The 16,371-nt window shown below is 56.5% G+C and carries 15 protein-coding genes; 10 read left to right on the top strand and 5 right to left on the bottom strand.

Going from position 1 to position 16,371, the window contains the following annotated elements:
* Nucleotides 1–103 precede the first annotated feature (103 nt).
* Both CPY64_RS08370 and CPY64_RS08365 read right to left on the bottom strand, forming a co-directional pair.
* On the bottom strand, nucleotides 104–2,566 hold the full coding sequence (locus CPY64_RS08370; RefSeq protein WP_042480667.1) for a heavy metal translocating P-type ATPase: 2,463 nt from the start codon (nucleotides 2,564–2,566) through the stop codon (nucleotides 104–106).
* Between the two features lie 138 nt (nucleotides 2,567–2,704).
* Nucleotides 2,705–3,022, bottom strand: a complete 318-nt coding sequence (locus CPY64_RS08365; RefSeq protein ID WP_042480664.1) for a DUF4148 domain-containing protein — start codon at nucleotides 3,020–3,022, stop codon at nucleotides 2,705–2,707.
* 139 nt (nucleotides 3,023–3,161) lie between these two features.
* Here CPY64_RS08365 and CPY64_RS08360 point away from each other — a divergent pair, with 139 nt between their 5' ends.
* The 8 genes from CPY64_RS08360 to CPY64_RS08325 all read left to right on the top strand — a co-directional run bounded on the left by CPY64_RS08360 (nucleotide 3,162) and on the right by CPY64_RS08325 (nucleotide 11,624).
* Nucleotides 3,162–4,115, top strand: a complete 954-nt coding sequence (locus tag CPY64_RS08360) for a LysR family transcriptional regulator (protein WP_042480661.1) — start codon at nucleotides 3,162–3,164, stop codon at nucleotides 4,113–4,115.
* 102 nt (nucleotides 4,116–4,217) lie between these two features.
* Nucleotides 4,218–4,892 carry an ankyrin repeat domain-containing protein gene (locus CPY64_RS08355; protein WP_096917383.1) on the top strand — a complete coding sequence of 225 codons (675 nt, stop codon included), beginning with the start codon at nucleotides 4,218–4,220 and terminating at the stop codon, nucleotides 4,890–4,892.
* A 55-nt stretch (nucleotides 4,893–4,947) separates the two neighbouring features.
* Nucleotides 4,948–6,165, top strand: a complete 1,218-nt coding sequence (locus CPY64_RS08350; RefSeq protein ID WP_042480655.1) for a cyanate transporter — start codon at nucleotides 4,948–4,950, stop codon at nucleotides 6,163–6,165.
* Between the two features lie 221 nt (nucleotides 6,166–6,386).
* Entirely contained in the window at nucleotides 6,387–7,910 is a 1,524-nt protein-coding gene (locus tag CPY64_RS08345; RefSeq protein ID WP_042480652.1) for an FAD-dependent monooxygenase, read from the top strand.
* Nucleotides 7,903–9,369 (top strand): aldehyde dehydrogenase family protein, encoded by a 1,467-nt coding sequence (locus CPY64_RS08340; protein WP_042480649.1) that lies wholly within the window; start codon nucleotides 7,903–7,905, stop codon nucleotides 9,367–9,369. Before CPY64_RS08345 ends, CPY64_RS08340 begins: the two co-directional genes overlap by 8 nt.
* On the top strand, nucleotides 9,359–9,760 hold the full coding sequence (locus tag CPY64_RS08335; RefSeq protein WP_042480647.1) for a RidA family protein: 402 nt from the start codon (nucleotides 9,359–9,361) through the stop codon (nucleotides 9,758–9,760). Before CPY64_RS08340 ends, CPY64_RS08335 begins: the two co-directional genes overlap by 11 nt.
* A gap of 87 nt (nucleotides 9,761–9,847) precedes the next feature.
* The gene (locus CPY64_RS08330; RefSeq protein ID WP_042480644.1) at nucleotides 9,848–10,621 is read left to right on the top strand and encodes an aldolase; all 774 of its coding nucleotides are present in this window, start codon (nucleotides 9,848–9,850) and stop codon (nucleotides 10,619–10,621) included.
* Between the two features lie 115 nt (nucleotides 10,622–10,736).
* Nucleotides 10,737–11,624, top strand: a complete 888-nt coding sequence (locus CPY64_RS08325) for an AraC family transcriptional regulator (RefSeq protein ID WP_042480641.1) — start codon at nucleotides 10,737–10,739, stop codon at nucleotides 11,622–11,624.
* 48 nt (nucleotides 11,625–11,672) lie between these two features.
* On the opposite strand, the gene CPY64_RS08320 is transcribed toward CPY64_RS08325, so the two are convergent.
* A complete protein-coding gene (locus tag CPY64_RS08320) occupies nucleotides 11,673–12,011 on the bottom strand; it encodes a c-type cytochrome (RefSeq protein ID WP_052362861.1) in 339 nt (112 codons plus the stop codon).
* Between the two features lie 251 nt (nucleotides 12,012–12,262).
* On the opposite strand from CPY64_RS08320, the gene CPY64_RS08315 reads away from it, so the two are divergent.
* Nucleotides 12,263–12,688: a universal stress protein gene (locus CPY64_RS08315; protein ID WP_042480639.1), complete on the top strand. Its 426-nt coding sequence runs from the start codon at nucleotides 12,263–12,265 to the stop codon at nucleotides 12,686–12,688.
* Nucleotides 12,689–12,865: 177 nt separating this feature from the next.
* On the top strand, nucleotides 12,866–13,654 hold the full coding sequence (locus CPY64_RS08310) for a class I SAM-dependent methyltransferase (protein WP_042480636.1): 789 nt from the start codon (nucleotides 12,866–12,868) through the stop codon (nucleotides 13,652–13,654).
* A gap of 4 nt (nucleotides 13,655–13,658) precedes the next feature.
* Here CPY64_RS08310 and CPY64_RS08305 read toward each other — a convergent pair whose 3' ends face one another.
* On the bottom strand, nucleotides 13,659–14,816 hold the full coding sequence (locus CPY64_RS08305; protein ID WP_080723707.1) for a PQQ-dependent sugar dehydrogenase: 1,158 nt from the start codon (nucleotides 14,814–14,816) through the stop codon (nucleotides 13,659–13,661).
* A 153-nt stretch (nucleotides 14,817–14,969) separates the two neighbouring features.
* Entirely contained in the window at nucleotides 14,970–16,367 is a 1,398-nt protein-coding gene (gene fumC, locus CPY64_RS08300; protein ID WP_026482570.1) for a class II fumarate hydratase, read from the bottom strand.
* Nucleotides 16,368–16,371: the final 4 nt, after the last annotated feature.

Below are 16,371 nucleotides of genomic sequence, written 5' to 3'. Positions count from 1 at the left end.
CGTGGCGGCATTTTTTTTCTCTGAGAGAGAAAGGAGAGGAAAAAACCCGCTGTTAAAACAACGGGTTGGAAAGACCTGCGGTATGAGGTGTTTTGATGCACTCTTAATTCAGCTTCACACGCCGCAAGCGTAAGGCATTGCTGACCACAAAGACGCTGGACAAGGCCATGGCGCCTGCCGCAAACATGGGCGAGAGCAAGGTGCCGTTAAAGGGATACAGCACACCGGCGGCAACCGGGATTAGCGCCACGTTGTAGGCAAAGGCCCAGAACAGGTTTTGATGGATATTGCGCATGGTGGCGTGGGACAGGGAAATGGCGGTGACTACACCCTGCATATCCCCCGACATCAAGACCACATCAGCCGCTTCAATGGCAATATCCGTACCGGTGCCAATGGCAATCCCCACGTCGGCCACGGCCAGCGCGGGTGCGTCGTTAATCCCGTCACCGACATAGGCCAGATGTTGATGGGTTTCTCGCAGAGCCTGGACAGCCTGGACCTTGCCTTCAGGCATGACTTCCGCCACCACTTCATCAATATTCAAGCGGCGGGCAATGGCATTGGCCGTGTGGCGGTTGTCACCGGTAATCATCACCACCTTGATACCACGGGCATGCAGTTGCTCAATGGCGCGCGGGGTGGTTTCCTTGATCGGATCAGCCACGGCCAGCAAGGCAATAACCTGCTTGTTGCGAGCGGCATACATGGGCGTCTTGCCTTCCTGGGCCAGCGTCTGGGCTTGCTCCGTAAAGGCAGACAGGTCTGCACCTAATTGAGTCATCAAGCGGTCTGCACCGACATGCCATTGATCGGCTCCGATTTGAGCTGTGACGCCCAAACCGGTCAGGGATTCGAACTGCTCGGCGTCAGGCAGCGTGATTTGCTTGTCCTTGGCTGCGCTGACGATGGCCTGGGCAATCGGATGCTCGGAGTAGTTTTCCAGAGCGGCGATGGCAGCCAGCGCCTGATCCTGGTTTTCACCGGGAGCGCAGACAAAATCAGTCAGTTCGGGTGCACCTTTGGTCAGGGTGCCGGTTTTATCCACGGCGACAACTTTCACATCGCGCAGTGCTTGCAGCGAGTCCCCTTTACGGAACAGTACACCTGCCTGTGCGGCGCGGCCGGTGCCCACCATGATGGAGGTTGGCGTGGCCAGACCCATGGCGCACGGGCATGCAATGATCAGCACGGCCACGGCATTGACCAGCGCAAAGCTCAATGCGGGCGACGGGCCAAAAATCAGCCAGACAATGGCGGTCAAGACAGCCAGTGTCATGACGGCGGGTACAAACCACAGCGTGATTTTGTCGACGACGGCCTGAATAGGCAGCTTGGAACCCTGGGCCTGTTCAACCATGGAAACAATATTGGCCAGCACCGTATCCTGACCCACTGCCGTGGCTTCAAACTCCAGCGAACCTTTTTGATTGACGGTGCCGCCAATGACTTTATCGCCCTGGGATTTGGAGACGGCAATGGACTCGCCCGTCACCATGGATTCATCCACGTAGCTTTGACCGGCTACCACATCACCGTCGACCGGAATGCGCTCGCCGGGGCGAACCAGGACGATATCGCCCGTATGCAGATCGGCTAAAGGCAGCTCTACTTCCTGGCCGTCGCGACGTACACGGGCGGTCGGCGGTTGCAGACTGAGCAAGCGCTGAATGGCTTCGGAGGTCCGGCCCTTTGCACGGGCTTCCATGACACGGCCCAGCAAAATCAGGGCCACGATGACAGCAGCAGCTTCAAAGTAGACGTAGACGGACTCGGCAGGCAGCCACTGGGGGGCAAAGGTTGCAACCAGCGAGAAGCTGTACGCTGCCAAGGTCCCCACCGCCACCAGCGAGTTCATATCCGGGCCACCACGCAGCAGAACAGGAATTCCTTTGGTATAGAACTCTCGGCCAGGAAATAGCAAGACCAGCGTGGTGAGAACAAACTGGATCAGCCAGCTGTTTTGTGTGCCGATGGTGCTGGCCACCCAATGATGAAAGGCAGGCACCATATGGCCGCCCATTTCCAGAATGAAAACAGGCAAGGCCAGAACCAAAGCGAGCCAGAACCGCTTGCGCAGGGTTTCGTAGGTTTGCTCGGCCCGTTCAAACTGGTCGTTTGTGGCGGCGGCTTCGGCCAGGCTGGCGGGATAACCGGCTTTGCTCACAGCCTGGATCAGGTCGGCAGCTTTTACGCCTTGCACGACCTGGACGTGGGCTTTGGCGGTAGCCAGATTGACCGAGGCTTTTTGCACACCGGGCACTTTCAGCAGGGCTTTTTCCACCCGACCTACGCAAGAGGCGCAGGTCATGTCCTGCACATCCAGAACGATGTCCTGTTGGGAAACTTTGTAACCACCCTTTTCCACTGCCTGCATAATGGCGTCGATCGGGGCGGCACCCTCGAAGTTTACAGTGGCCTTGTTGGTGGCCAGGTTGACCTGGGCTGATTGCACCCCTGGCACCTTGCCAATAATTTTTTCAACCCGGCTGACGCAGGAGGCGCACGTCATGCCTTCCACGTCTAAAGTCAGGCGTGAGCCCTGGTTTGAAGCGCTTGTTGTCATCGAAATCACCCTTCAATGGATCGTCAATGAGGCCACTTTAGGGCTTGACCCGATGGGAAGGTCAACACATGGTATAAAAAAACGCCTCCGAAGAGGCGTTTCAAGGGGGGAACTACGACTAACTAGGGAGCAATCAGCTTAGTAAGCAACAAAGGTGCCGTTGTTGTTGTTCCAGTCTTTGGCTTCTGCTGCAACCTGATCGCGGCTCAGTTCGGAGCGGGTGTCGATACGTGGGTAGTCGCCCATCGAACCTGTGCTGATGTAGCCTTGCTCTTGAGCAGCAGCCAGTTCCTGAACCACTTGCTGACGGCTCAACGGAGCGTCGGTCGATTGAATCGTTGGGTAGTTCAGGTTTTCACCGGTGGCGGCGTTGTTGGTGGCTGCCATGGCAGTGCCGCTCAAAGCGGTTGCACCAAGAATCAGGCTGGCGATAGTTGCGCGTGCGATGTTTTTCATTATTTACTCCAAATCTACGGTGTGTTTTTCGGTGGTTCGCTGTTGTGTTTAGCGAATCGTTAGATGGAGTATGAGCCTTTCTAAACCTAGTAAAAACCCTTAATATTGCAAACGTATTTCCATTCATGGAACAATTCAAATGAGTACCATTATCGCCGGCCCCCTGCTCAATGACATCGCGATCTTCGTGGAAGTGGCTCGCGCCCGTCACTTTAGCCGTGCTGCTCAGGCCTTGGGAATGCCCGTCTCCACCGTGTCGCGCCGTATTCGTGAACTGGAAAAAGAAGTGGGTGTGGCTCTGCTTAAACGCAGCACCCGCAATGTGGATGTGACGGACGCCGGACAAGTGTATTTCGAGCGTTGCCTGGCCGTGGTTGAACAAGCGCGTCTGGCCCATGAGCAACTACTGGATGTGGCCCAGACCCCCAAAGGTCGCTTGCGTGTTTCCATGCCGGCCAGCTTCAGCATTGTGTTGATGCCGTCCATCATTCGCGGCTTCAATCAGCAATACCCCGATATCGAGCTGGAATTTGACCTGACGATCCGGCCTATTGATTTGCAGTCGGACAATTACGATTGCGTTATTCGTGTGGGCGCCCAGCCCGATTCCAGTGCGGTCGCTACCATGCTTGGGCAGATTCGATTGGGGCTGTATGCGACCCGGAATTATCTGGATCGCAAGGGGCGGCCAAAACACCCCTCGGAACTGGCGGGACACGCCTGTATCTGTGCCCGGCCTGCCGGTCCAGACCGTATCTGGTCCCTGCGCGGCCCGAACCAGGAACGTTATGATGCGATGGTTGAAGGATCGATCACCGTCAATAACGCCATCATGATGCGCAAGCTGGCCGTACATGATCTGGGGATTACCGCCTCGTCCTTGCTGGAGCGTCGCCTGGATCCGGATTGCGCTCAACTGGAGCGTGTCTTGCCCGATTGGGAGTTTGCGCCCTTCCCTATTCTGGCTTTGTTGCCTTCACGTTTGATGCCGCAAAAAACTCGCGTATTTTTGAACTATCTGCGCAATGAACTGGACCGTCTGATGTCGCAGCCGGAGCTGGATGTTGCTGCAGCGGTTCAGGTTTATCCATAAAAAATATAGGTGCTATGGCCATGATGCGGTGTTGGGCCAAGCCGAACTATGCTATTTATAGACGTTTGGTCCTGTGGACTGATGCCATGACGGGGGAGGCGCATGAGCGCAACAATGCAAAGCTTGCTGGCAGGTTTGGCAATCAGCTTGGCCTTAGGAAGTGGCAGCGTGTATTCGCAAACTGTATTGCTGGAAGCAGTAGAACAAGGCGATAGCGCCAAGGTGCGCGAAATTCTGTCAGAAAAACGGGCTCGTGGCAGCGTCAGTGTCAGCGACGATCAAGGGCAAAGCCCCTTGCTGCGCGCGACCTGGTTGAACCATATTGATATTGCCCGCCAGTTGATACGCGCGGGTGCGGATGTGAACCAGTCCGATTCCATTCACGACAGCCCCTATCTGGTTGCCGGCGCAGAGGGTCGCCTGGAAATACTGCGGATGACTCTGGAAAACGGCGCTGATCTGCGCAGTGTGAACCGCTATGGCGGTACGGCGCTGATCCCGGCCGCCGAACATGGTTATGTCGATGTCGTGCGCTTGTTGCTGGCAGCGGGCGTAGACCCTAACCATGTGAATTATCTGGGCTGGACCGCCTTGCACGAGGCGATTGTGCTGTCCGATGGGGGGCCGGAGCATCAGGAAGTGCTGCGCTTGCTGATCAAGGCCGGGGCAGATGTGAACTTGCCGGATCGCCAGGGTGTTCTACCCTTGAGCCTGGCACGCCAACGTAGTCAGACCGAGATGGCCCGTATTCTGGAACAGGCCGGGGCGAATCCCTAGTCCTTTGCCGGGTCGACATCCGTTTTTTTCTTCTAATCACAACAATAACGATTTTATGTCTTCTACTCAGACTGCTCCGTCGTCGACGGACGTTCAGGCCAGCCCAGGTTTATGGCTGGCTTTTGTCATTCTGGTCGGGCTGAACCTGCGCCCCTTTCTGACTTCCAGCGGTACCTTGGCCAGGCAGGTGGCTGAAGGCTTGAACATGCCTTTGAGCAGCCTGGCCTGGTTGACCTTGCTGCCCATGATGGTGATGGGGCTGGGGGCTTTCTGCATGCCCTCCTTGCGACGTGTCCTGGCGCTGCGCCATGTCTTGATTACCTCCCTGCTCTTGCTGTGCCTGGGGTGTGTGTTGCGCTGGTTTGTGCCCAACGGAGCCAGTCTGATCGCTACCGCCTTGATCTGTGGTTTGGGTGTGTCCCTGCTGCAGGCTGGCATGCCCGGTCTGATCAAGGAGCAGTTCCCGCGCCATATCGCCCAGGTAACCGGGGTTTATTCAGCTACTTTGATGGGCGGCGGTGCTTTGGGCGCGCAGATTACGCCCTGGGTCAGCTCCTTGACGGACAGCTGGCGTATCGCCCTGGCTTTCTGGGCCTTGCCGATCAGCGTGGCCTTGTGGATTGCCTGGAAAGTGGTCCCGCGCGAGGCACCGGGTGCGAATCTGTCGCCGCCCTCCTTGTCCTTGCTGGCGCGTCCCCGCACCTGGACCTTGATTGTGTGCTTTGGCCTGATCAACGGCGGCTATGCCTCTTTGGTGACCTGGCTGGCAACGTTTTATCAAGACCGGGGCTGGACGGCAGAAGCCAGCGGTAGCCTGGTGGCGGTCCTGTCGGTGGCACAAGCCATTGCTGCGTTTGGCCTGCCTACCTTGGCGGCCAAGAATAAGGATCGCCGCATGTGGGTGTGGTTGGCCCTGGCGTGTCAGTTCGTGGGCTTCCTGGCCTTTGCCTATATTCCTGACATGGCTCCGTATCTGTGGGCGATTATTATTGGCATCGGTCTGGGCGGCTGCTTCTCCTTGCTGCTTTTGGTGGCGCTGGATCATTTCCCCGACGCGGCGCGTGCCGGAACATTAAGCGCCTTGATGCAAGGGGGTGGTTTTCCGATCGCGGCTCTCTTTCCCATGATTAGCGTGCAATTGCGTGAGATCAGCAATGGCTTTCAGGCAGGCTGGATGTTGCATGCGGCAATGGCGGTTCTGGTTGCGATTATGGCTTGGAGCTTCCAGCCATCGCAGTACGCTAAAAAGATGAAGCGAGATGATGCGCCCTGAATAGCAGACAGCATCTAAAAATAGCCTGGATTCTCACGAACCCAGGCTATTTTTTTGGCCAGCGTTTACGGGGGGCAGCCCCCTTTTCAGCGATTTTGTACTTTCTCTGTCCTGTCATCTTGGCCGTTTCAGGCTAGAACTCGTCCGTTATGCGCATCCCGACCGAAAGTCTTTAATCAACAATGATGTCTCCACGATTACAAAAAAACGAGGAGACATCAGTGGAACATCAAGTCATTATTTCGGGCGCTGGCCCGGTTGGTTGCTGGTTGGCTTGCGAGTTGCAACTGGCGGGTGTGCAAACCTTGCTGATTGAACAAACAGCCGCCATCAGCCCCCAATCTCGTGCTCTGACGATTCATCCGCGAACCATTGAAGTCTTTGCCATGCGTGGCGCGCACCACGAGATGCTTGCACAGGCGGTGCGTATTCCCAGCGGACATTTTGCCGTTTTTGAACACCGCCTGGACTTCAAGCGGCTGGATACTCGCTTTGCCTATACGCTGGCTATTCCACAGGCACGCATTACCGCTATTTTGCAGGAACGTGCCCGCTCCCTGGGCGCTGACATCCGCCGATCTGAAAAAGTGTGCCGCTTTGAGCAGAACCATGAGGGGGTGTCGGTCTGGATTGAAAACAGCGATCAAGAGCAATACGTCGTCACCGCGCAATGGCTGGTGGGTTGCGATGGAACGCGCAGCACGGTACGTCAACAGGCTGGGATTGCGTTTCCGGGAACAGACGCCACGGTGTTGGGGTGGCTGGGAGATGCCACGCTGACCGATCCGCCTGAAGGCGTCATGATCGGTGAGTGGGGCTTGAATGGTACGGCCATGGTGGCGAAGTTGCCTGACGGTCAGCACCGGTTGGTGGGGCTGTCGCCAGACGATGTGAATCGTCCATGGCCAGGTGACTTGCCTTTGGAAGAACTCCGCGAAAAAGTCCGAGCCGTATTTGGGACAGATTTTGGATTGCACAGTCCCTCCTGGCTGTCTCGCTATAGCAATACCAGCCGCCAGGCCGAAAACTACCGTAAAAATCGCGTTTTTCTGGCGGGTGACGCCGCACACCAGCATATGCCAGCCGGAGGTGTGGGTTTGAACATCGGGATTCAGGATGCCATGAATCTGGGCTGGAAGCTGGCCGCTGTGGTCAATGGCTGGATGCCGGACTCCCTGCTCGATAGTTACCATCAGGAACGTTACCCCGTCGGGCAAGATTTGCTGGAGCACACTCAGGCGCAAACCGCCTTGATGAGTTGTTTCTCCGTTGAAGGCATCGAACTGCGTTCCTTTTTGAACAAGCTCATCAAGCAGTCCCCCGCTTTGGAAAAAACACTGGCGGAGCGGCTCTCCGGCCTGAACGTGGCCTACCCGCCGCCTGCTCCGGGTGCTCATGCTTTGGTGGGGCGGCGTGCCGCCGATCAGGATCTGGCCGACGGAAAAAGCCTCTTTGGCCTGTTGGAACAGGGATGCTATGTGATGCTGGACCTGAGTGGGCATGACGACGATGGCATAGCGTGCTCAGGGAGCTGGAGGGCTGTGTGGTGTCGCAGCTCATTGGGCGTTCGCAGTGAGGGTTGGGAGCGCGTGACTGCGGTGCTGATTCGACCTGATGGCTATATTGCCTGGGCCAGCAATGAGCAAGACGCCACCCGCTTACGAGCAGCAATCCGGCAGACCTTGGCGCCTTTCTCCTTTTCCTCTCATTCCCAGGGCATTACCGAGGAGCAGACGGATGAATAGCCAAACGTCTACGTTCAAAATGTTGATTGACGGAGCCCTGGTGGAGGGCGATCAGACCATGGCCGTGATCAATCCCTGCACGGGTCGCCCTTTTGCCAACAGTCCACGTGCCTCGCTCAGGCAAATGGAACAGGCGATTGAAGCTGCCAGTCGTAGCTTCCCGGCCTGGTCTCGTAGCACGATGTTGGTACGGCGTGCCTTGATTTTGAAGATTGCCGACCTCATTGAGGAACACTGCCAGGAATTGGCCCGACTCTTGACTCAGGAGCAAGGAAAGCCTTTGCGGGATGCGCAGGCTGAAGTGCATGGCACTGTCGCATTTTTTCGGTACGTAGCGCAGTGCCGCATCGAGACACAGATCCTGGAAGAGAGCACGACCCGGCACGCGTATCTGCAACGCCAAGCTTTGGGCGTGGTCGCCGTGATTACGCCCTGGAATTTTCCCCTGATGCTGCTGGCCTTCAAAGTGCCTCATGCTTTGTTGGCAGGCAACACCGTGGTTATCAAGCCGGCGGCAAGCACGCCGCTGAGTACCTTGAGGCTGGGTGAGCTTATTGCCAAGACGCTGCCTGCAGGGGTGGTGAATATTGTTACGGACCAAAACGACTTGGGCGATGTGCTGAGTAGTCATCCTCAGGTTGCGAAGATTTCTTTTACGGGTTCCACCACGACTGGCTACAAGGTGATGGCCAATGCGGCCAAATCCCTGAAGCGCTTGACCTTGGAGTTAGGGGGCAATGACCCTGGCGTAGTGCTTGATGATGCGGACCCCAGGCAGATTGCCCCAGGTATTGTGCGAGCCGCCTTTTTTAACAATGGCCAGGCTTGCATCGCCTTGAAACGTCTTTATGTGCCTGATTCGCTCTATGAGGACCTGAGCGAGGCGCTATGGAGTGAATGTCAGCGCCTGATTCTGGGCGATGGACTGGACCCAAAGACCACACAGGGGCCTTTACAAAACAAGCAGCAATTTCAGAAGGTGAAAGCTCTTCTGGAGGACGCCCAACAGCATGGGCGGGTCTTGAGTGGTGGGACGGTGCCGCAGGGGGGCGGTTATTTTCTACCACCTGCCTTGGTGCTCGATATTGAAGATGGCACTCGATTGGTGGATGAAGAGCAGTTTGGTCCGGTTCTGCCAATTATCCGCTATAGCGATCTGGCTCAGGCTATAACCCGGGCCAATAACAGCCCGTATGGCCTGGGCGCGTCGGTGTGGTCTTCCAATCTGGAGCGTGCCAGAGGCGTGGCCGAACAGTTGCAAGCGGGTACGGTCTGGATCAACCAGCATATTGATTTAGGGCCGCATATCCCTCAGTGCGGCAGCAAACAGTCAGGTTTTGGTATTGAGTTGGGGATGGAGGGGCTGCTGGAGTTTACCCAGGCCAAGGTGATCAACATTAATCCGGGCCTGGGATCGGAACGCCAGGACCCGGCACAGGAGAGTACGAATGCAGAATAAACAAGCAATTAACCCTGACAACTTGCCCAAGCTGCCTGGAGTGGTATCTCACGGCATTGTGCTGAACAAGGCTGGCTTGGTTTATACCTCGGGGCAGCTATCCTGGGACGAAAATGGTCAGCTGGTTCCAGGCGATGTGTTTGCCCAGTTCGAGCGCGCCTACAACAATATCGATATCGTGCTCCAGACTGCAGGCACCTCCCGCTCTGAGGTAATTAGCGAGACGATTTATATCGTTGGTGATTGCACCGCCCATACCGCACAACTGGTTCAAGCCTTGACCGAGGCACGGCCAGCTGGCTCAGTCCCGCCAACCAGTACGGTTGTGGGTGTCCAGTCGCTGTTTGCCGAAAGGTTTCTGGTGGAAATTCAAGTGGTGGCAACGGTTTAGACGGCCTTGTCAGATCGGTTACCAGTGCATTGGGCCAGTCACTGGTAGCCATCCTGCGATTCTGGCCTGCATAGCAAGGCATTAACGATGAAGATTCAAGAGAAAAACCAGATTGCCAGCCAGGTGAATCAAGAGATGGGAGCCTTGAATACCGGCTCCTGGACTGAGCGGGAGAAGTTGGCCCTGGCGTGTCGTATTCTGTTCGACGAAGGACATTGGCGTGGCTTGGCGGGACAGATTACGGCACGGCTGTCACCTGATGCAACGGACATGTTGACCTTGGGTTTTGGGGTGGGCTTTGACGAGGCCTGTGCGAGCTCCTTGGTGCAGGTGGACCAACGGCTACAGCCTCTGGGCCGTAGTGACATGCCTAATCCTGGGGTGCGTTTTCATGCCTGGATCTATGCAAATCGTCCCGATGTTCACGCAATTGTCCATACGCATCCGCCAGCATGTGCTGCCTTGTCCATGACTGGAGAGTCTTTGGCTGTGGCTCATATGGACGCAACCCCTCTTTTTGATGACTGCGCATTTCTTCCTGAGTGGCCCGGTTTGCCGATTGGCGATGAAGAGGGACAGATCATTTCCCAAGCCATGGGTAGTAAACATGCCATTTTGCTGGCTCACCATGGTTTGCTGACTGCTGGCCGCAGCATTGAGGAGGCGTGCCTGCTGGCAGTGTGGATGGAACACGCGGCACAAATGCAACTGAGTGCAAGAGCCATGGGCCCAATCAAGCAGATTGCGCCGGGGTTGGCACGGGAGTCCCGGGATTTTTTGCGTAAGCCAAAGGTTCTGGCGCTGAGTTTCGCGAATTTGGCACGTCGCGTGCTGCGAGCTGATGGCGGTGTGCTGCTGTAGGAGTGAGGCGCCTCCACACTTGGCCGGAATGCGATAGTAAATGGCCGTCAGCCGCAATTTCACGGCGCCGCCTTGTGTTACGGTGAGCTGTCTCAAGCACGCCTGCGACCCTTGAATGAAAGATGCCATTATTACCGTCCAGGATTACCTGGACCAGGTTGCTTTACCTGTGACGGGCTTGCAGGTAGAGCTGAGCTTTGTTGGTGATACCGAGCCGCATAAACATCGCAAGAACCAGCTGCTGTATGTTCTGAAAGGACTGATGTCGGTGCAGACAGAGCAAGGGCTATGGGCTGTGCCCCCTCAGTGTGCGATTTGGATACCCGCTGGCGTGATGCATTTTGCCCGGGCGACCCAGCAAGCCAGTGTGGCGAATCTGTACATTGAGGCTCAGCCCCCTGCCAATCTGGAGGCTTGCGGGGTTCTGTTCACACGCCCCCTGTTGCGAGAGCTGATTCTGAGATTGCTGCCGTCCTCCAACCCCGCGCCGGAGAACGAGCTGCGCCATACCCGATTGGTCGCCGTACTGATGGATGAGCTGGCTCTGAGCCCCAAAAAATCTCTGCACTTGCCTATGCCTAGTGATCGTCGTTTGAAACGCTTGATTGATCAGTTAGCGCAAAGTCCAGGGTTGAAATTGAGCATGGAGCAATGGGGGGCCCTGGTTGGGGTCAGTACTCGTACCTTGGGGCGCCTGTTCTTGCGCGAAACCGGCATGTCTTTTGGCCGCTGGCTGCAACATTGGGATAGTTCTATTGCCTTGCAGAAACTGGCGAATGGAACCTCGGTGACGATGACAGCTCAGGATTTGGGCTACGAAAGTTTAAGTGCCTTTATCACCATGTTTCGTCGTACGGTAGGCACGACCCCTGCCCGCTTTTTTGCCCAGACCCAAACCTTGCCGCTTGAGTCAAAGGAACAGCCCTGTATCCATATGGATGGGCGTATTGAGGACGTCTTTTCAAAAATTCATGTCCCGATGGTGGATACAAGCGGTCAATAAAAACGGCCATCCTCAGATGACCGTGCTTCAGGATGCCGCTCGCCCTGTTTATTCTGTTGGGGCACCCGCCATGATCCAGTCCACTACCGCCTTGATGTCCGCGTCGGAAATGGCCGGGTTCGCGGGCATGGGCAAAGGGCCGTAAACCCCCTTGCTGCCTTGACGGATATGCTGGGCAATCATTTCAGCGTTGGCTGGATCATCCTTGCGCATGGCAGCAATGTCCTTGTACGCGGGACCGACCACTTTTCTGTCTACGGTGTGACAGGACAGACAAGCATTTCTGGTCAGCACATCCTTGACCGAGTCAACGCTGGCCTCGGCCGCCTGGGCACTGAAACCGGCACTGAACAAGGCCGTACAGACCAGTAGCTGCTTCAAGCTCATGAGGGGGATCTCCTAAGTAAAACGGGCGCAAGAAACGGGAGTGTGGAGTGGGTGCTGCGCTTGCATTTTTCCGCACATAAACGGGACGATATGGCATCCACATCGTGATCATACGGTTATGATAGAACAGCCTTTCACAAATAGCGGTGGGTCTTGATGCTGATCAAGCTGGTCCGCGCGCTTATTCTGTAATGTCCTAGTAGAAGTTAGTGCTTCATACTTAAACAGTTCACACACTACAAGAGGTCTTCATGCTTAATGTTCTCGTTCCTGTCGATGGGTCTGATGCTTCCACACGTGCTTTGAAAACAGCGGTTGACATCCTAACGGGCAAACCAGAAGCCACTTTGCACGTGCTGGCTGTTCCTACACCGATCGTGTCGGGCAACGTCAAACGCTTTTTCTCGGACGATGTGCTACAGGCTTACTACCAAGATGAAGGCAGCAATGCGCTCTTGCCTGCTCGTTCCGTGCTGGCCGGTTCGACCCTGAAGATCAAGGAAAGCATTATTGCCGGTAACGCTGCCCAGACGATCAAAGAATATGTGGAAAAGAATCAGATCGATCACATTGTGATGGGTACGCGTGGCCTGAGTGCTCTGCCCGGCCTGGTTCTGGGTTCGGTGACCACCAAGGTGCTGAGCCTGGTAACTGTGCCAGTGACCCTGATCAAGTAATTGAGCTGATTTTTTTCAGTCTCCGCAGGCCGTCGTTAAGACGGCCTTTTTTTTGTCCTCAAGCAGGGTTTTGATGGGCTGCTTAGAGCCTGAAGGCATAAAAAAATCTCCTGCGCGCTGCTGGATGCAAGATGACTGTGTTTCAATACAGCGATAGCCATTACAAAAGAAGCACGTATGTCAGATTCCTCCTTGCTCGACCACAATGCCCGTGCCTGGGACAAACAGGCGCAAACCGAAAGCCCCTGGTCCCTGCCTGTCAGCAGCGAGCAGGTTGAGCAGGCCCGTCGCGGGCAATGGCAAGTGCATTTGCTGCCCTCCCCTGTGCCTGCCGATTGGCTGGGGGATATTCAAGGCAAATCTGTGTTGTGTCTGGCCAGTGCCGGTGGCCAGCAAGCGCCTATTCTGGCCGCTGCCGGGGCCAAGGTAACGGTGTTCGATTTGTCTGCCGGACAGTTGGACAAAGATCGCATGGTGGCCGAGCGTGACGGCTTGTCCTTGCAGATTGAACAAGGCGATATGTGCGATTTGTCGCGCTTTGCGTCCGAGAGTTTTGATCTGATCTTGCACCCGGTCTCTAATCAGTATGTGCCTGACATTAGCCTGGTGTGGAAAGAATGCGCCCGCGTTCTGCGTCCGGGCGGGCATTTGCTGTCCAGTTTCTTCAATCCGGCTGTATTTATTGCGGACCGGGACCCCAGCTACGCCAAGCAGGGCTTGATTCGCCCTACCTTCACCGTGCCCTACTCGGATTTGAGCAGCCTGGATGTCGACGCACTACAAGCCAAGCAGGCTCGCATGGAGCCCTTGATTTTTGGGCATTCCCTGGCGCAGCAGATTGGTGGACAGCTGGAAGCGGGCTTGCATCTAGTCGGTTACATCGAAGAAATGCACCCCGCCCCGCGCTTTGAGATCGAGAAATACTTGCCCAGCTTTATGGCGACACGCAGTCGTAAATCGGCTTAAGGGTTCAAGACTTGGGCTGAATGCGCAGAAGCTGGCCGTCGTTTTCGTCGGTCAGCACATAGATATCGCCGTCTGGCCCAACACGTACATCCCGGATGCGCTGTTTCAAGTCTTGCAGCAAGCGCTCTTCTCCGACGATATGGCCGTCCTCTTCGTCAAATTGCAGACGAATCAAGGCTTGTTCTTTCAAGGCTCCCACAAACAGGCTGTGCTGCCAGTCCGGGACGCGTTCGTCGTTATAGAAAGCCATGCCGCTGATCGCGGGCGAGACTGACCAGTAGTGCAAGGGTTCAGTCAGGCCCTCTATCGGTGTGGAACTGGCGTTGGGAATGGGTTTGCCGTCGTAGCCTTGCCCCTCGGTACGCAAGGGCCAGCCATAATTGGCACCTGATTGAATTCGGTTCAGCTCATCGCCGCCTTGCGGACCATGTTCAGCCACCCACAGTTCATTCGTCCAGGGATTCCAGGCCATGCCCTGCGGATTACGATGGCCGTAGCTCCAGATTTCCGCCCTGGCACCGCGTAGGCTGCGAAAGGGGTTGTCGCGTGGGACCATGCCATCCGGACGGATACGCACGACTTTGCCTTGCAGATGATCCAGTTGCTGGGCGGTCGCGGGCTGGTTGTTCTCGCCCAGGGCGATGTACAGATCTCGTCCACCCGGATCAAAGGCCATGCGCACGCCATAGTGCTGCCCGGTGGACAAGGCGGGTTCCTGGCGGAAAATCGGGCGGAAGGCGTCGATGCGTTTCAGGTCTGAGGACAGCACGCCATAGCCGACAGTGGTGGCGGAATGTTGTTTATCGCGTCGCTCGGCATACGCCAGATAAATCCGGCGGCTACGGAAAAAATCCGGGGCCAGAGCCACATCCAGCAACCCACCTTGCGCTTGCGTGTGGACTTTAGGAACCCCGGCAATCGGTTCAGACAGGCCGTTTTCCTGGGTCCAAACCCGCAGGCGACCAGGGCGTTCAGTGATCAGGATTCCGGCATTGTTGGGCAAGAAAGCCAGGGCCCAAGGGTGCTCCAGCCCGCTGGCCAGGGTCTCGACCGACACAGCCGGTCCGCTGATGGCAGGAACAGGTTCAGATTGTGCCTGAGCGGATAGCGGGGCAAGGGCTGCAGCCAGGCCCAATACGGTGGCTGCCAATGCAGAGGACAAGCTGAAGGTTTTCTTTATACGCATAAGGCAGTGAAAGACGGATAGCTGGGATGAGACACTCCCCTACTCTTTCATAGGGACAAAGAACCACGCTGTTGATGTATTCGCCCCAGTGAAGAGGCGAATACGGTCAAGCATAGCCCAGGTAAAGGCTTAGCCTGGGTGGGTCATATCCAGTGGCACAATCCACTGATCGTATTGCTCGTTCGTTAGATAGCCGGATTTCAGGGCGGACTCACGCAGGGTCAGGCCTTCTTTGTGGGCGGTCTTGGCAATGTAGGCAGCCTTGTCGTAGCCGATGTGGCGGTTCAAGGCGGTCACCAGCATCAGGTTCTGGTCCAGATTGTGCTGGATTTTTTCCATGACAGGTTCCAGACCCTGGGCGCAATGCTCGTCAAAAGCCAGGCATGCGTCGCTGATCAGGGCAATGCTTTCCAGCACATTGTGCACCATCACAGGCTTGTAGACGTTCAGCTGAAAATTGCCTTGGCTGCCAGCAAAGCCCACAGCCGCGTCGTTACCGTAGACCTGCACGGCCACCATGGTCAGCGCCTCGCACTGAGTAGGGTTGACCTTGCCGGGCATGATGGAGGAACCGGGCTCGTTCTCGGGGATTTGCAGCTCGCCAATCCCGCAGCGAGGGCCGCTGGCCAGCCAGCGCACGTCGTTAGCCATCTTCATCAAGGCGCCGGCCAGGGTACGCAGGGAGGCGGACAGGTTCACCAGCGCATCATGGGCCGACAACGCAAAGAACTTGTTTTCGGCAGCCTGGAATGGCAGGCCTGTGATCTTGGCAATATGGGCGGCTGTGCGCTCGCCAAACTGGGGATGGGCGTTCAGACCCGTACCCACGGCGGTGCCGCCGATAGCCAGTTGGTAGATGCCGTCCAGTGCCTTGTCCACGGTTTGCAGGCCGAAATCAATCTGCGCAACCCAGGCACCAATTTCCTGGCCCAGTGTGATGGGTGTGGCATCTTGCAAGTGAGTGCGGCCGGTTTTCACAATGCTGTTGAATTGCTTGGCTTTGGCGGCCAGGGTGTCGCGCAACTGACCTACGTCTTTGCGCAGGCGGCGCTGACATTCCAGACCCACAGCGATGTACATGGCGGTGGGAAAGGTATCGTTGGAGGATTGGCCGCGGTTCACGTGGTCATTCGGGTGGACGGGCTTTTTGCTGCCTTTCTCGCCACCGGCCAGCTCAATGGCGCGGTTGGAGATCACCTCGTTCACGTTCATATTGCTTTGCGTGCCAGAGCCGGTCTGGAACACGACCAGCGGGAATTCGGTGTCCCACTGGCCTGCAATCACTTCATCAGCCGCTTTGACAATCAACTGGGCCAGTTCGTCGGGCAATTCGCCCAGTTCCTGGTTGGCCAGGGCCGTGGATTTTTTCAGGATACCCAGCGATTCGATCATGCTGCGGCCCCACTGGAAGCGGTCACGGCCAATCGGGAAGTTCTGGATCGAGCGCTGTGTCTGCGCGCCCCAATAGTGGTCGGCGGGAACCTCAATGGTTCCCATGGAATCCTGTTCAATACGTGTCGTACTCATCATG

Origin of the sequence: Alcaligenes faecalis (assembly GCF_002443155.1) — a bacterium.
Taxonomy (GTDB): Bacteria; Pseudomonadota; Gammaproteobacteria; order Burkholderiales; family Burkholderiaceae_B; genus Alcaligenes; species Alcaligenes faecalis.
Note: the sequence above shows the minus strand (reverse complement) of the source record. Positions and strands in the feature narration are given on the sequence as shown.

What these genes read in the sequence shown, in the direction of transcription:
- CPY64_RS08320 (WP_052362861.1), bottom strand. Translation starts at nt 12,011, where the DNA reads ATGAGCTTGAAGCAGCTACTGGTCTGTACGGCCTTGTTCAGTGCCGGT.
- CPY64_RS08370 (WP_042480667.1), bottom strand. Translation starts at nt 2,566, where the DNA reads ATGACAACAAGCGCTTCAAACCAGGGCTCACGCCTGACTTTAGACGTG.
- fumC (WP_026482570.1), bottom strand. Translation starts at nt 16,367, where the DNA reads ATGAGTACGACACGTATTGAACAGGATTCCATGGGAACCATTGAGGTT.
- CPY64_RS08340 (WP_042480649.1), top strand. Translation starts at nt 7,903, where the DNA reads ATGAATAGCCAAACGTCTACGTTCAAAATGTTGATTGACGGAGCCCTG.
- CPY64_RS08365 (WP_042480664.1), bottom strand. Translation starts at nt 3,022, where the DNA reads ATGAAAAACATCGCACGCGCAACTATCGCCAGCCTGATTCTTGGTGCA.
- CPY64_RS08310 (WP_042480636.1), top strand. Translation starts at nt 12,866, where the DNA reads ATGTCAGATTCCTCCTTGCTCGACCACAATGCCCGTGCCTGGGACAAA.
- CPY64_RS08350 (WP_042480655.1), top strand. Translation starts at nt 4,948, where the DNA reads ATGTCTTCTACTCAGACTGCTCCGTCGTCGACGGACGTTCAGGCCAGC.
- CPY64_RS08355 (WP_096917383.1), top strand. Translation starts at nt 4,218, where the DNA reads ATGAGCGCAACAATGCAAAGCTTGCTGGCAGGTTTGGCAATCAGCTTG.
- CPY64_RS08335 (WP_042480647.1), top strand. Translation starts at nt 9,359, where the DNA reads ATGCAGAATAAACAAGCAATTAACCCTGACAACTTGCCCAAGCTGCCT.
- CPY64_RS08330 (WP_042480644.1), top strand. Translation starts at nt 9,848, where the DNA reads ATGAAGATTCAAGAGAAAAACCAGATTGCCAGCCAGGTGAATCAAGAG.
- CPY64_RS08315 (WP_042480639.1), top strand. Translation starts at nt 12,263, where the DNA reads ATGCTTAATGTTCTCGTTCCTGTCGATGGGTCTGATGCTTCCACACGT.
- CPY64_RS08360 (WP_042480661.1), top strand. Translation starts at nt 3,162, where the DNA reads ATGAGTACCATTATCGCCGGCCCCCTGCTCAATGACATCGCGATCTTC.
- CPY64_RS08325 (WP_042480641.1), top strand. Translation starts at nt 10,737, where the DNA reads ATGAAAGATGCCATTATTACCGTCCAGGATTACCTGGACCAGGTTGCT.